We start from the raw sequence: 14578 nt of genomic DNA, 5'->3' as shown, positions 1-14578 counted from the left end.
CAATGACCACATCTCCTACCTCACAGAACGTCGCCAAGTCGCTGGGCACCCAGTACGACCGGCCCGCCAGCCTCGACAATCCGCGCTCGCCGCGTAAGCCCCGAGGCGGCAACTTCGAGAAGTGGGCATGGCTGTTCATGCGCTTCTCCGGTCTGGCGCTGATCATCCTGACCATCGGCCACATGTTCATCATGCTGGCGTGGGACAACGGCGTGCACCGCATCGACGCATCGTTCGTCGCGGCCCGCTGGCGTGAGCCCTTCTGGCAGATCTGGGACCTCACCATGCTGTGGCTGGCCCAGTTGCACGGCGGCAACGGTGTGCGCACGGTGATCGCCGACTACTCGCGCAAGGACTCGACCCGCTTCTGGCTGAACGTGCTGCTCGGGGTCTCGATGATCCTCGTGCTGGTGTTGGGCACCTACGCGCTGCTCACCTTCGACGTGAACAGCGCAAACTAAGGAGACCACTGAAGATGCAGGAACACCGTTACGACGTCATCATCGTCGGTGCAGGCGGCGCCGGTATGCGCGCAGCGATCGAAGCAGCGCCCCGCGCCCGCACCGCAGTGTTGACCAAGCTCTACCCCACGCGTAGCCACACCGGCGCGGCGCAGGGCGGCATGTGCGCCGCACTGGCCAACGTCGAAGAGGACAACTGGGAGTGGCACACCTTCGACACGGTCAAGGGCGGCGACTACCTCGCCGACCAGGACGCGGTGGAGATCATGGCCAAGGAGGCCATCGACGCCGTGCTCGACCTCGAGAAGATGGGCCTGCCGTTCAACCGCACGCCCGAGGGCAAGATCGACCAGCGTCGTTTCGGTGGTCACACGCGTGACCACGGCAAGTCGCCGGTGCGTCGTGCCTGCTACGCGGCCGACCGTACGGGCCACATGATCCTGCAGACGCTGTACCAGAACTGCGTCAAGCACGACGTCGAGTTCTTCAACGAGTTCTACGCGCTCGACCTGTGCCTGAGCGAGAACGAGAAGGGCGAGCCTGTCGCAACCGGCATCGTGGCCTACGAGCTCGCGACCGGCGAACTGCACGTCTTCCACGCGAAGTCGATCATCTTCGCGACCGGTGGTTCGGGCCGCATGTACAAGACGACGTCGAATGCGCACACGCTGACCGGCGACGGCGTCGGCATCGTGTTCCGCAAGGGCCTGCCCGTCGAGGACATGGAGTTCCACCAGTTCCATCCGACAGGCCTCGCGGGTCTCGGCATCCTGATCTCCGAAGCCGTTCGCGGTGAGGGCGGCATCCTGCGCAACGCCGACGGCGAGCGCTTCATGGAGCGCTACGCCCCCACCATCAAAGACCTCGCACCCCGCGACATCGTCGCGCGCTCGATGGTGCTCGAGGTTCTCGAGGGACGCGGCGCCGGACCGAACAAGGACTACGTCTACATCGACGTGACCCACCTCGGCGAGGACGTCCTGAACGAGAAGCTCCCCGACATCACCGAGTTCGCCCGCACCTACCTCGGCGTCGACCCGGTGAAGGAGTGGGTGCCGGTCTACCCGACCTGCCACTACCTGATGGGCGGCATCCCGACCAACATCGAGGGTCAGGTGCTGCGCAGCAACAACAACGACGACGTCGTCCACGGCCTGTACGCCGCAGGCGAGTGCGCGTGCGTGTCGGTGCACGGTGCAAACCGTCTCGGAACCAACTCGCTGCTCGACATCAACGTCTTCGGTCGTCGCGCCGGCATCGCAGCCGCCGACTACGCCAACAGCCACGGGTTCACCGACCTTCCGGAGAAGCCGACCGACATGGTCACCGGCTGGCTCGAGACCATCCTGTCCGAGCACGGACACGAGCGCGTCGCCGACATCCGCACCGCGCTGCAGCAGACGATGGACGACAACGCGTCGGTGTTCCGCACCGAGGAGACGCTCAAGCAGGCGTTGACCGACGTCCACGCTCTCAAGGAGCGCTACGACCACATCCGCGTGCACGACAAGGGCAAGCGCTTCAACTCCGATCTGCTCGAGGCAATCGAGCTGGGCTTCTTGCTCGAACTCGCCGAGGTCACCGTTGTCGGCGCGCTCAACCGCAAGGAATCGCGCGGCGGGCACGCCCGCGAGGATTACCCGAATCGCGATGACGTGAACTTCATGCGCCACACGATCGCCTACAAGAAGGGTGACAAGCTCCTTTCCGACATCGAGCTCGACTGGAAGCCTGTCATCCAGACCCGTTACGAGCCGATGGAGCGTAAGTACTGATGACCGCCACCATTGAGGCGCCGCACACCGACGAGCCGCCGTTGCCAGAAGTTCCGGACGAAGCGACCATGGTCACGCTGAAGATCATGCGTTTCAATCCGGAGGAGCCCGACGCCCAGGGCTGGGAGAGCTTCCGTGTTCCCGCGCTGCCGACCGACCGTCTGCTCAACCTCCTGCTCTATGTGAAGGGCTACCTCGACGGCACGCTGACGTTCCGACGCAGCTGCGCCCACGGCGTGTGCGGCTCCGACGCGATGCGCGTCAACGGCGTCAACCGCCTGGCCTGCAAGATGCTGATGAAGGACTTCCTGCCCAAGGACAAGTCCAAGGACATCACCATCACCATCGAGCCCATCAAGGGTCTTCCGGTGGAGAAGGACCTCGTGGTCAACATGGAGCCCTTCTTCGACGCGTACCGCGCGATCAAGCCGTTCCTCATCACCACCGGCAACGAGCCGACCCGTGAGCGCATCCAGAGCCAGAAGGATCGCGCACGTTTCGACGACACCACCAAGTGCATCCTCTGTGCGTGCTGCACCACGAGCTGCCCGGTGTTCTGGAACGAGGGCAGCTACTTCGGCCCCGCCGCGATCGTCAACGCGCACCGCTTCATCTTCGACAGCCGCGACGAGGGCGCCGTCGAGCGCATGGACATCCTCAACGATTCCGACGGTGTGTGGCGCTGCCGCACCACGTTCAACTGCACCGACGCATGCCCGCGTGGCATCCAGGTGACCCAGGCGATCCAGGAGGTCAAGCGCGCGCTCATGTTCTCGCGCTGATCTCGGAATCACCGACGCAGACCCTCTCTGCAGCCCCGGCGAACCCACCATCCTCCACGGATGGTGGGTTCGCTGTTTTTCTCGGTTCGTTGTTTTTTCGCGCCCGATGAAACCGATCGGTGCTCGCGTGCGTCCAAGTCTTTCGAGGCCACAGCCGTGGACTCGACACGACGAACGGAGCTACCCGTGAACACCCGATCAATCCTCGCCAGCCTGCTGATCCTCGTGTGCGGTGCACTACTGAGCACCACAACGCCCGCCGCGGCGTCGACCCGATTCCCGAGCAGCGGCGACGTGGTGACCATCTCGGTCAGCTCGGACCGCGAGTGGAACGAGCAGATCGTGTGGTTCGACGCCCACAACACACTCCGCCGCCAATCCGACGTGCGGCTTCCGACGCACGACGACGCCAGCGGCCTCTGGTCGGGGTCGCTCACGATTGTCAGCCGGTCCCGCAATCAGAACGTCGACGTCTCGTTCGGCTCGACGGGCCGCTTCGCGCGCTGCGAGATCTGGGTCGGCAAGGTCAAGGTGCGCGACCACACCGCCCGCGGCGCCCACGCCCTCGCGACCTGCGACCGCCCGACGCCGCGTCGAAGGGGCTGAGGCGCCGCGCGGTTGTCGGCCGGGGCGGGGTCGGGGGTCGGGCTCTGGCTCCCGACCGGGGCAGAAAGTAGGGGAAGGGTTCTTTCCCCGGGGTGTCGACGTTTCCCCGCGAAGCTACCCACGGAACGGCTCAAAACCCGAGGAAGGATCGTTTCCCCTAGTTTCTGCGCAGGTAGCGCGCCGATCAGTCCGCCGGCGGCCGTGGGACCGTCCCAACAACGGCCGCGGCCGACCTTCCCCTAGTTCCCGACGCCCCCCGCGCACCCCGCCCCGACGTCCCGACACCGCTGCGCACCCTTCCCCCGACTCCCCGACGCCCCCGCACGCCCTTCCCCTAGTTCCCGACGCCGCGCGACGCCGGTTCACGCGCGCGCCGCGGACAGCTCCCAAAACACACGGAAAAATGTCGCGGAAAGAACTCTTCCCCCACTCCTCGACGTTTCCCCGCGAAGCTACTCACGAAAGCGCACACAACCCGAGGAAAGAACCCTCCCCCACTTTCTGCGCCGGCCGAAACCGGTCCGGACGCGCGCGCCCGAGCCGCCCAGCGCACACCCCAACCCCTGAGCGCGCCTAAACTCTTTAGCCTCGTCAAATCGGACACAAATAGCGCATTCCGAATCAATTCCGCCGATTCGACGTCGATTTGCTCAGTCACCGCGCGCACACTCTGCGGGAACCATAGTCTTGACGAACTACTGAGCGACGTCATAGGGGGTGATCGCGGCATGGCGGAGAAGCTTCACGCCGAGATCCAATCGGGCGACAAAGGGCTGCGGGCCGGGTCGATCGGACTGCTGGGCAACGTGATCATCGGTCTCTCGGCCGTGGCACCCGCCTACAGTCTCGCCGCGACGCTCGGCTACGTGGTCGCTGCGGTGCACAGCAAAGCGCCGGCGATGTTCGTGATCGCGTTCATTCCGATGCTGCTGGTGGCATTCGCCTACCGAGAACTCTCGCGCGACACCCCCGACTGCGGCACCACCTTCACCTGGGGCACCAAGGCGTTCGGGCCGTGGATCGGGTGGATCGGTGGATGGGGTCTCGCGGTGTCGGCGATCATCGTGCTCGCCAACGTCGCCGAGATCGCGGCCGTGTACCTGCTTCGCTTTCTGCACCTCGATTCACTCGCCGACAGCCTGTGGGCCAAGGTCGCACTCGGGTGCTTCTTCATCATCGTGATGACGTGGATCAGCATCCGCGGCATCGTCATCAGTGAACGCATCCAGTCGGTGCTCATGTTCATCCAGTTCGGCATCCTGATCCTGGCGAGCGTCATCGCGCTCGTGAAGGTCGCGACCGACCACGCCGGTCCCCAGGCCGTCACACCCCAGTGGAGTTGGTTGTCGCCGACGGGTCTCGACCAGTCGTCGATCGCTGCGGCGGTCATCTTGTGCATCTTCATCTACTGGGGATGGGATGCGTGTCTGGCCGTCGGTGAGGAAACCAAGGATCCCGAGAAGACACCCGGCCGGGCGGCGGTGATCTGCTGCCTGATCCTCGTTGCCACCTACGTCCTGGTCGCCTACGCCGTCGAGTCGTTCGCAGGTTTCGGCACCACCGGCATCGGCTTGAACAACCCCGACAACACCGACGACGTGCTCACCATCCTCGGCGAACCGGTCGCGGGCGCGGTGATGGCGTCGGCGTTGCTGCTCGTCGTCAGCATCTCGGCACTGTCGTCGACGCAGTCGACCATCCTGCCGACGGCACGCGGCACGCTGTCGATGGCCGTGTACAAGGCTCTCCCCCAACGGTTCGCCTACATCCACCCGCGCTACATGACGCCTGCGTTCGGCACGGCCGTGATGGGCGCGTCGGCGTTGGTCTTCTACCTCGTTCTGTCGTTCGCGAGTCAGAACACGCTTGCCGACTCGATCGCGTCACTCGGTCTCGCCGTCGCGTTCTACTACGGCATCACCGCGTTCTCGTGTGTCTGGTACTTCCGTCGGACGCTGTTCGACTCCGCTCGCAATTTCTTCATGCGCGGACTCTTCCCGCTTCTCGGCGGCATCGCGATGGCCTGGGCATTCATCAAGAGCGCCATCGACATGATCAACCCCGACTACGGTTCGACGTCGGTCGGCGGAATCGGTGGCGTGTTCATCCTCGGCGTCGGCATGCTGGTCCTCGGCGTGCCGTTGATGCTCGCGTGCTGCGCCGCCGACAGCGACTTCTTCAAGGGCAAGACCCTCAACGCGAATACCGAAGTGAAGGTCCCCGATGTCTACTGACAACACCTCCGCTGCGAACCCGAAACGTGTCGCAGTCGGCTACCTCGCCACACAGTCGGGTGACGACGGCGTGGCCCTCGGCGCGGCCATCGCCACCAAGACGGGCGCTGCCATCGACCTGATCTGCGTGGTCCATCCTGTGCCCTACGACGGTCAACCGGGCATCGACCAGTACATGGAACGCCTCGAGAACCAGGCGGCGGAATGGCTTGCCGACGGCGCATCACGCATCCCGGAGGGCATCGAGGTGCGCACCGTCGTCACGGTGCACGAGTCGTTCACCGAGGGCCTCATCGACGTCGCCGAGCAATCCGGAGCGGCGATGATCGTCGTCGGAGGCACGGGCGACGGCATCATCTCGCGCCACGCCCTCGGCACGGTGAGTACCGAGTTGCTGCATTCCTCACCGCTGCCCGTTGCGCTGGCGCCGCGTGGATATGCGCGTCGCTCCGACGTCGTGATCGACATGATCACCATCGCCGTGCCGGTCAAGAAGTCGGCCAGCGATCCCCTCTCGTTCGGCATCCGCTTTGCCGAAGCCGCGTCGATCGACGTGCGTCTGCTCTCGCTGGTGTCGCTGGAGAATCCGGCGGCCGACGACACCAGCCTCGCGGTACGCAAACAACAGGTCGACGTGGCGCGAGAGCTTCTCGAGCACACCCGTGACCAACTCGACGTCGACCTCGAGGTCGACGTTCTCGTCGCCGACGGCGACACCCTCGACGAAGCGCTCGACAATCTGCCGTGGGACGCGAATGACATCGTCGCTGTCGGCTCGGGGCATCTCGGCGCCGACAACCGCGTCTTCCTCGGCTCGACCGCCGCGCGCATTCTGCGTTGGACCACTGCCCCGGTGATCGTCGTACCCAAGGAATCAACACCTGACACGGAAACGACAGACACGGAATCGACGACAACCAAGGCACAGGGCGAGTGACGACGCTGCGACTGCTCGAGATCAGGCACGCCGAGTGCGAATCACTCGGCACGTACGCGGGCGGTCTTCCACACGACGCCGAGGTCACCACGTTGCGAGCCGAGCGCGACACGTTTCCCGACGACCCTGCGTCGTTCGACGCCATCGCGGTGATGGGCGGCGGAATGGGAGCCAACGACGGCCCGACCTATCCGTGGATCGACGACGAGATCGACTTCCTGCGACGAGCGCTGTCCAAGGACGTACCGATCTGGGGCGTCTGCCTCGGATCGCAGTTGCTGGCGAGCGCGGCCGATGCGAAGGTCAGCACGGGACCTGCCCCCGAGATCGGGATCTCGAAGGTCACCTGGACCTCGGACGGCGTCGTCGACCCTGTGTGGAAAGGTCTGTCGGACAAGACATTCGACAGCATGCAGTGGCATTACGACACGTTCGATCTACCCGCCGGTGCGACGCTGCTGGCGTCGTCGGAGTCGTACGCCAACCAGGCGTTCCGTCTCGGCGCGAGTTACGGCCTGCAGTTTCATCTCGAAGTCGACTCCCCGCTGTTCGCTACCTGGCTCGACGACCCCGCTTACCGCACCGAACTCGTCGAAGCGCTGGGTCCGGGCGGTCCCGACCAGGTCAGCGCCGACCTCACCGACGTAGAGTCGACGACCCGCGCGATGGCCGCGGCAGCGATGTCGCGGTGGCTCGACATCGTCGTCGCGCGGCAAGAACGCTAGCCCGTTCACACCTCACACACCTGCGCCACGCGGGCTACGTGTAGTTCCACGGCGTCGCCGAGCAGGCTGTCGCTGGTGGCGGCGTCGATGTGCCCACGTTGTTCGAGCGCGAGAACGCCGTTGATGGCCGCCCACGCGAGCAGTACCGACGATCGTGCGGCGGGGTCGGCGGAGTCGATCGCATCGATCACGTCGTCGGCTACGCCCGCGAGTACCCGCCCGATCTCCGACCGCGCCTGGTCGACGACGTCCCCGTGCACCTCGGACACGTCGGCGAGACCCAGCATCCGGAACGCGAGCGGTTCGTCCCGATGAAAGCGCACGTACTCCTCGAACGCCGCTCGAGCCGTCGGTGCACCGCCACCGGTTCGCTCGACGCTGCGTCCCATCCGTTCGGCGTGCTCGCGCGCCAGTCGACATGCGACCACTGCGTAGACCTCCGCCTTGCCGTCGGGGAAATTCCCATACAGCGACGTCAGCGCGACGTCGGCGTGCGAGGCGATCGCATCGACCGACGTGGCGCGAAATCCGTTGCGTGAGAACAACTCAGCAGCGGCATCGAGGACTGCGGCACGCGTACGCCGCCGTCGTCGATCGCGGGGCTCGTCAAGCAGTGAGGACATGTGCTAATTGTAGTCTGACTACGTTTTCATAGTCCAACTACAGAAGGATCGACATGTCTCCCACTGTGACCACCTCCGACCTGCCAACACCCGCCGACGGCTCCGAGGCGATCTCACTGCTCATCCCCCGCTCGCCCTTCGTGGCAGAACTCGGGCTTCGACTCACCGATATCTCCGACGGCCACGCCGAACTGGTCATGCCCTACCGGCCAGAGCTGACGACCGTCGGCGAAATGGTCCACGGCGGCGCGATCAGCGCATGCGCAGACATCGGAATCATGGCGGCCGCCTGGGCAGGCCGACCGATCCCTGATCGGCTCCGCGGGGTCACCACCTCGATGTCGGTGAGCTTCATCAACCCACTGATCGCCGACGATCTACGCATCGTCGCTGATCGTCTCCACAACGGAAAACGACTGTGCCACTGCACCGTTGACCTGACCTCAGCAAGCGCCGGCCAACTTGTCGCCCGCGCGACGGGCACCTATCAAATCGGCTGACCGATGGCCGCGCTCCCGCCGGGCACCAGCCCTTGTTGACACTGCTTACATTGGCGCCTAGCGTCGAACCATGCAGACGATCCTGGGCGCGAACGGGCAGATAGGCACAGAGCTCGCTCGTGATCTCCACCGCAACCACACCCGCGACATCCGACTCGTCAGCAGACAACCCCGGCGGGTCAACGAGACCGACGAACTCGTCGCCGCCGACCTCATGGATGCCGCACAAACCGACGCGGCTGTAGCGGGAAGCGACATCGCATACCTGACCGTCGGACTGCCCGCCGATTCTCAGATGTGGGCGCAGCGTTTTCCGGTGATGATGCGCAACGCGATCGACGCATGCGCTCACCACGGCACGAAGCTCGTGTTCTTCGACAACACCTACATGTATCCGATGACGAGTGAGCCACAAACCGAGGACACCCCGTTCCGCCCCGCAGGCAGCAAGGGCCGCACACGCGCACAGACCGCAACCATGTTGCTCGACGCGATGACCGCGGGAACGGTCGACGCCGTGATCTGTCGTGCCCCAGAGTTCTACGGTCCGAACCAGACCCAAAGCTTCACCAACGCAATGGTTTTCGACCGAATCGCGCAACACAAAAGAGCGTTCGTCCCGATCCGTGACGACACCCTGCGCTCACTGATCTGGACTCCCGACGCCAGCCGCGCGATGGCGCTGATCGGCAACACCGAGTCGGCGTACGGCCAGACCTGGCACCTGCCGATCGACAGCAACCGACGCACCTATGCACAGCTGATGGAGCTGACCTCCCAGGCGAGTGGGCACCAGAACAAGTACACGGTGCTCGGCACACCCGTCTTCGCCCTCGGACGTCTGTTCAGCAAGAACGTCCGCGAACTGTGGGAGTTGTTGCCCCGCTACGGCGTCGACACCGTCTTCGTCTCCGACAAGTTCACCCGAGCCTTCCCCGACTTCGCCGTCACCACCTACGACGCCGGCGTCGCCCAGCTCGTCACCCACTAGTCGACGCGCGCGGCCGCATCAGCTGTCGAAGCCCAGCCCCACCTTGTCCATCACGGTCAACCACAGGCCGCGCTTGCCCTGGCGGCGCTCGCTGCGAGCCAGTTCGCGTCGGGTCATGTTGATGCCGAACGCACGCAAGGGTTCTGGCGGAAACGGAATCGGCTTGGAGCGCACCATGTTCAGACGCGTGCGCTCGGTGTCGGCACCGTCGACGAGGTCGAGTGCGGTTGCGGCAGCAAAATGCGACGCACCGACACCGAGACCGGTGAATCCCACCGCGGTGACGACGCGTCCACCATACGAGCGGTCCCAGAACGCGCAGAACCGCGAGCACGTGTCGATGGCCCCACCCCACGCATGACTGGCGCGGATGCCCTCGAGTTGCGGGAACATCTGGAGCAGGTGCTCGCCCAGTAGTGCGAACTCACGCGGCTCCTGCTGGTGGCGCGGCGAATCGTCGGATCGGTAGTGGTACAACGCATCCCAGCCGCCGAATAGAATCCGGTTGTCGGCCGTCAGACGAAAGTAGTGGAACCGTGGCCCCGCGTCGGCAAGTCCCTCCCTGCCCTTCCAGCCGATCGACGCGAGCTGCGCCTCCGACAGCGGTTCGGTCATGATCGCGTAATCCCACACCGGCACCGTGTACAGCCGCAGTCGACGCACCAGCGACGGGCTCGCCGACGTCGCGAGCACGGCGCGGTCGGCGACGATCTCGCCGAAGCCGGTACTGAGCCGCAGCCCGTCACCCTCGCTGCTGATACCCGTCACTTCCGACTGCTCGAAGATCCGCACGCCGAGGCGCTCCGCGGCGTCGGCAAGACCCCACGCCAATCGCGCGGGGTCGAGCATGATGACGTCGGGATCGAACACCGCTCCCGCCACCATCGGTGAGTCGACCCGTTCGCGCGCCTGCTCCTCCGACAGCAGCGGAAGGTCTTCGCCGAGTTCCTTCGCCGACTCCGCGTACTCGGCCAATTCGTCTGCCTGCCAATCGAAATTGGCAAAGTCGAGTTCGCCGGTGCGCTCGGCGTCGGCGGCGATGCCGTGGCGGCGGATCGCCTCATCGATGGCGTCGAGCGTCTCGTGACCGAGGCGCAGGAGTGTCGGCAGCTCGTCGGCGAAGCGGTCCATGCCGTTGCCGAGGCCATGGGTGAGGCTCGCCGAGCAGAAGCCGCCGTTGCGTCCGCTGGCGTGCTCGGCGATCCGATCGCGCTCGACGAGCACGATCCGACGTCCCGGATCGCGTTCTGCCGCTTGTACCGCGGTCCATAGTCCGGTGAATCCCCCACCGACGATGACGAGATCGGCGGTCACTTCACCGAGCACGCGCGGACGCGGCGCAGGCCGATCCGCGCGATCGAGCCAATACGACGACGCGTGCGCGGTGGAGACCAGTGCCGCCCCGCGTGCTGTGGGCTCTGTTGCCCATGCCTCGCTCATCAGCGGACCTCTCCCGGATTCGTGAACACCGTTCGATGCCAAGGCTTTCGGGCAACACCGGTGATGTCGCTCATCACGTGTTTGACGGTCAGGTACTCGTCGAGCGAGTAGGCCGACATGTCCTTGCCGAAGCCCGACGCGCCGACACCGCCGTGCGGCATCTCGCTGATGATCGGGATGTGATCGTTGATCCAGACGCAGCCGGCCTTGATCTCGCGGCTCGCCCGCTGCGCGCGGTAGACGTCGCGCGTCCACGCCGATGCGGCGAGTCCGTAGACGGTGTCGTTCGCGCGGCGCAGCGCGTCGTCGTCGTCGGTGAAGGTCGAGACCGTCAGCACCGGGCCGAATACCTCGTCGCGGTAGATTTCGGAGTCCTCCGCGACGTCGGCGATCAACGTGGGCGGGTAGAAGCTGCCGGGACCGTCGGGCAGCACCCCGCCGGTCACCACACGCGCGCCGGCGGCACGGGCACGTTCGACCATTGCCGCAACCTTGTCGCGGTGTGCGTGGGAGATGAGTGAGCCCATGTCGGTGTCGGGGTCGCGCGGATCGCCGACCCGCACCGACGACATGACATCGGCGACACCGGCCACGAAGTCGTCGTAGAGCGACGGCGCGACAATCGCTCGTGTCGCGGCAGTGCAGTCCTGTCCGGCGTTGATGAGCGCTCCGGCGACGGCACCCTGGATCGCGGCGTCGAGGTCGGCGTCGTCGAAGACGACGAACGGCGCCTTGCCACCGAGTTCGAGTTGTACGCGCGTGCCATTCGCCGCGGCCTGCGACATCACCATGCGCCCGACCGCCGTCGAACCCGTGAAGGTCACGATGTCGATGTCGGGATGTCCCGCGATGGCGGCGCCGACATCTGCGCCGGTGCCGACCAGGACGTTGAAGACGCCGTCTGGCAGACCCGCTTCCGTCGCAAGACGAGCGAGTGTCAGCGTCGTCAACGGAGTGATCTCCGCGGGTTTGAGTACCACGGAGCACCCGGCGGCCAACGCGGGCAACACTTTCCACACGGCCATCTGCAGGGGGTAGTTCCACGGAGTGATCGACCCGACGACCCCGACGGGTTCACGTCGGATCGACGACGTGTGCTCGCCCGAGTACTCCGCGCTCGCCTTGCCGTCGAGATTGCGTGCGACGCCGGCGAAGAAGTCGACGTTGTCGATGCTGCCCGGCACGTCGAATTCCGTTGCGAGACGGATCGCCTTGCCGGTGTGGGAGACCTCCTCGCTCGCCAACAGATCGGCGTTGGCGTCGAGCAGACGCGCGAAGGCATGCAGTACCGCCGACCGCTCAGCGGGGGTGGCTCCACCCCAATCGTGTTGTGCGCGCGCGGCATGTGCGACCGCGGAGGTAACGTCGGAGCCGGAGGCGAGTACGAGGTTCGCTACCGGGGCATCGGTGGCGGGATCGATCACAGTGTGGTCGAGGCCCGATCCGCTGCTGGGAGCACCGTCGACCCAACCACTGGGAACTGTCGTGATGGTTGACACGACAGATCACGATACCGGCAAAACAACGGATTCACGACTTGGAGCAACAATTCCCAACCGAAACCGTGGTTTCGGTTGCCAATATCTGCTGAATCCGCCACCATCGACGTGTGGGCGAACCAATGTCGACACACCTCGACGCCATCGCGAAGAAGATCATCGAAGAACTCCAGGCCGACGGCCGGAGTTCATACGCGGCGATCGGCAAATCCGTTGGCCTGTCCGAAGCTGCTGTGCGCAACCGCGTCCAGAAGCTCAGCGAGAGCGGCCTGCTGCAGATCGTCGCGGTGACCGATCCACTCAAGCTCGGCTTCTCTCGCCAGGCGATGGTCGGTATCCGCTGCACCGGCGACACGGAGCGATTGGCCCGGCAACTGGCCGAGCATCCCGAAATCGACTACGTGGTACTGACTGCGGGTACCTACGACATCATGATCGAGGTTGTCTGCGAGGACGACGATCATCTCCTCGACATCATCAATCGCAGGGTTCGAACACACCCCGAGGTGAACTCGACCGAGACCCTCGTTTATCTGAAACTAGTGAAACAGCAATACAATTGGGGTACACGATGACCGCATCCGTAACCGAATCCCTCGGGCAGCGAAGCGCTGCGCACTTGTGGGGACACTTCTCCCGTCACGGCGACGAGATCACGCCACCGGTGATCACGCGAGGCGAGGGGGCACGCATCTTCGATGATCGCGGACGCAGCTACCTCGACGGACTCGCGGGGCTCTTCGTCGTCCAGGTCGGGCACGGACGTGACGAGCTCGCCGAGGCAGCGGCAAAGCAGGCCAAGGAACTGGCGTTCTTTCCGCTGTGGTCCTACGCCACTCCGCCCGCCATCGAGCTCGCCGAGCGACTCGCGGCCAACGCGCCCGGCGACCTCAACCGCGTCTTCTTCACCAGCGGTGGCGGCGAGGCCGTCGAAAGCGCGTGGAAGCTGGCCAAGCAGTACTTCAAGCTGACCGGAAAACCGATGAAGCACAAGGTTATCTCGCGTTCGATCGCCTACCACGGCACCCCGCAGGGCGCGCTGGCCATCACCGGTATCCCCGACCTCAAGAAGATGTTCGAGCCGTTGACTCCCGGAGGGTTCCGCGCGCCGAACACCAACATCTACCGCGCTCCCGACGAGGAACTGGCTGCCGACCCCAAGAAGTTCGGCCGCTGGGCCGCCGATCGCATTGCCGAGGCCATCGAGTTCGAGGGTCCCGACACCGTCGCAGCCGTGTTCCTCGAACCGGTCCAGAACGCGGGCGGCTGTTTCCCGCCGCCGCCCGGATACTTCGAGCGGGTCCGCGAGATCTGCGACGAGTACGACGTCCTGCTGGTGTCCGATGAGGTGATCTGCGCCTTCGGCCGCATCGGTTCGATGTTCGCCTGCGAGGACTTCGGCTATCAGCCCGACATCATCACCTGTGCCAAGGGCATGACCTCGGGCTACTCCCCGATCGGCGCGATGATCGCCAGTGAGCGACTCTTCGAGCCGTTCAACGACAACACGACGACCTTCGCGCACGGCTACACCTTCGGCGGTCACCCTGTGTCGGCGGCGGTCGCGTTGGCCAACCTCGACATTTTTGAGCGCGAGGGGCTCAACGATCATGTGAAGACCACCGCGCCCGCGTTCCGATCGACACTCGAGAAGCTCCACGACGTCCCGATTGTCGGCGACGTGCGCGGCGAAGGATTCTTCTACGGCATCGAGCTGGTCAAGGACAAAGCCACCAAGGAGACGTTCACCGAGGCCGAATCCGAGCGCATACTGCGTGGATTCCTGTCGACCGCACTGTTCGACGCCGGTCTCTATTGTCGCGCCGACGATCGCGGCGATCCGGTCATCCAGCTCGCGCCGCCGCTCATCTGCGGCCAGGCGGAGTTCGACGAGATCGAGCAGATCCTGCGTGGCGTTCTGGCCGAGGCGTACACGCTCCTCTGAGGTTCACCAGAGCAACGACGGTTATCCGGGACTGACGGTTTTCCAGGTCGGCGACGCGTC

14 protein-coding genes are annotated in these 14578 nt (G+C 65.1%); 11 read left to right on the top strand and 3 right to left on the bottom strand.

The window, feature by feature from the left end; translation table 11 throughout:
* Positions 1-2: 2 nt before the first annotated feature.
* The 7 genes from RND64_RS07555 (at position 3) to RND64_RS07525 (ending at position 7520) form a co-directional block, all read left to right on the top strand.
* Positions 3-461 (top strand): succinate dehydrogenase hydrophobic membrane anchor subunit, encoded by a 459-nt coding sequence (locus RND64_RS07555; protein WP_049699570.1) that lies wholly within the window; start codon positions 3-5, stop codon positions 459-461.
* Between the two features lie 14 nt (positions 462-475).
* Entirely contained in the window at positions 476-2236 is a 1761-nt protein-coding gene (gene sdhA, locus RND64_RS07550; protein ID WP_049699571.1) for a succinate dehydrogenase flavoprotein subunit, read from the top strand.
* Complete coding sequence (locus RND64_RS07545) at positions 2236-3018, top strand: succinate dehydrogenase iron-sulfur subunit (protein ID WP_049699572.1); 783 nt, start codon at positions 2236-2238, stop codon at positions 3016-3018. Before sdhA ends, RND64_RS07545 begins: the two co-directional genes overlap by 1 nt.
* A gap of 186 nt (positions 3019-3204) precedes the next feature.
* Complete coding sequence (locus RND64_RS07540; RefSeq protein WP_049699573.1) at positions 3205-3624, top strand: hypothetical protein; 420 nt, start codon at positions 3205-3207, stop codon at positions 3622-3624.
* A gap of 728 nt (positions 3625-4352) precedes the next feature.
* Positions 4353-5858, top strand: a complete 1506-nt coding sequence (locus tag RND64_RS07535) for an APC family permease (RefSeq protein ID WP_200903268.1) — start codon at positions 4353-4355, stop codon at positions 5856-5858.
* The gene (locus RND64_RS07530) at positions 5848-6795 is read left to right on the top strand and encodes a universal stress protein (protein WP_049699575.1); all 948 of its coding nucleotides are present in this window, start codon (positions 5848-5850) and stop codon (positions 6793-6795) included. The genes RND64_RS07535 and RND64_RS07530 overlap by 11 nt, the downstream gene beginning before the upstream one ends.
* Positions 6792-7520, top strand: a complete 729-nt coding sequence (locus RND64_RS07525; RefSeq protein ID WP_049699576.1) for a type 1 glutamine amidotransferase — start codon at positions 6792-6794, stop codon at positions 7518-7520. The genes RND64_RS07530 and RND64_RS07525 overlap by 4 nt, the downstream gene beginning before the upstream one ends.
* A gap of 5 nt (positions 7521-7525) precedes the next feature.
* On the opposite strand, the gene RND64_RS07520 is transcribed toward RND64_RS07525, so the two are convergent.
* Positions 7526-8143 carry a TetR/AcrR family transcriptional regulator gene (locus RND64_RS07520; protein WP_049699577.1) on the bottom strand — a complete coding sequence of 206 codons (618 nt, stop codon included), beginning with the start codon at positions 8141-8143 and terminating at the stop codon, positions 7526-7528.
* A gap of 53 nt (positions 8144-8196) precedes the next feature.
* Between RND64_RS07520 and RND64_RS07515 the strand changes: the two genes are divergently transcribed.
* Complete coding sequence (locus RND64_RS07515; RefSeq protein WP_049699578.1) at positions 8197-8643, top strand: PaaI family thioesterase; 447 nt, start codon at positions 8197-8199, stop codon at positions 8641-8643.
* A gap of 70 nt (positions 8644-8713) precedes the next feature.
* Positions 8714-9634 (top strand): NAD-dependent epimerase/dehydratase family protein, encoded by a 921-nt coding sequence (locus RND64_RS07510; protein WP_049699579.1) that lies wholly within the window; start codon positions 8714-8716, stop codon positions 9632-9634.
* Positions 9635-9652: 18 nt separating this feature from the next.
* On the opposite strand, the gene RND64_RS07505 is transcribed toward RND64_RS07510, so the two are convergent.
* The gene (locus RND64_RS07505) at positions 9653-11074 is read right to left on the bottom strand and encodes an NAD(P)/FAD-dependent oxidoreductase (RefSeq protein ID WP_049699580.1); all 1422 of its coding nucleotides are present in this window, start codon (positions 11072-11074) and stop codon (positions 9653-9655) included.
* Entirely contained in the window at positions 11074-12573 is a 1500-nt protein-coding gene (locus tag RND64_RS07500) for a gamma-aminobutyraldehyde dehydrogenase (RefSeq protein WP_049699581.1), read from the bottom strand. The genes RND64_RS07505 and RND64_RS07500 overlap by 1 nt, the downstream gene beginning before the upstream one ends.
* Positions 12574-12695: 122 nt before the next feature.
* Between RND64_RS07500 and RND64_RS07495 the strand changes: the two genes are divergently transcribed.
* Positions 12696-13148, top strand: coding sequence for an Lrp/AsnC family transcriptional regulator (locus RND64_RS07495; RefSeq protein WP_005174049.1), 453 nt, complete (start codon positions 12696-12698; stop codon positions 13146-13148).
* Positions 13145-14518 (top strand): aspartate aminotransferase family protein, encoded by a 1374-nt coding sequence (locus RND64_RS07490; protein ID WP_049699582.1) that lies wholly within the window; start codon positions 13145-13147, stop codon positions 14516-14518. The genes RND64_RS07495 and RND64_RS07490 overlap by 4 nt, the downstream gene beginning before the upstream one ends.
* The last annotated feature ends 60 nt before the right edge of the window (positions 14519-14578 follow it).

The organism is Gordonia sp. w5E2, from assembly GCF_036540975.1.
Lineage (GTDB): Bacteria > Actinomycetota > Actinomycetes > Mycobacteriales > Mycobacteriaceae > Gordonia > Gordonia jacobaea.
This window is presented reverse-complemented; position numbering and strand designations above follow the sequence as displayed.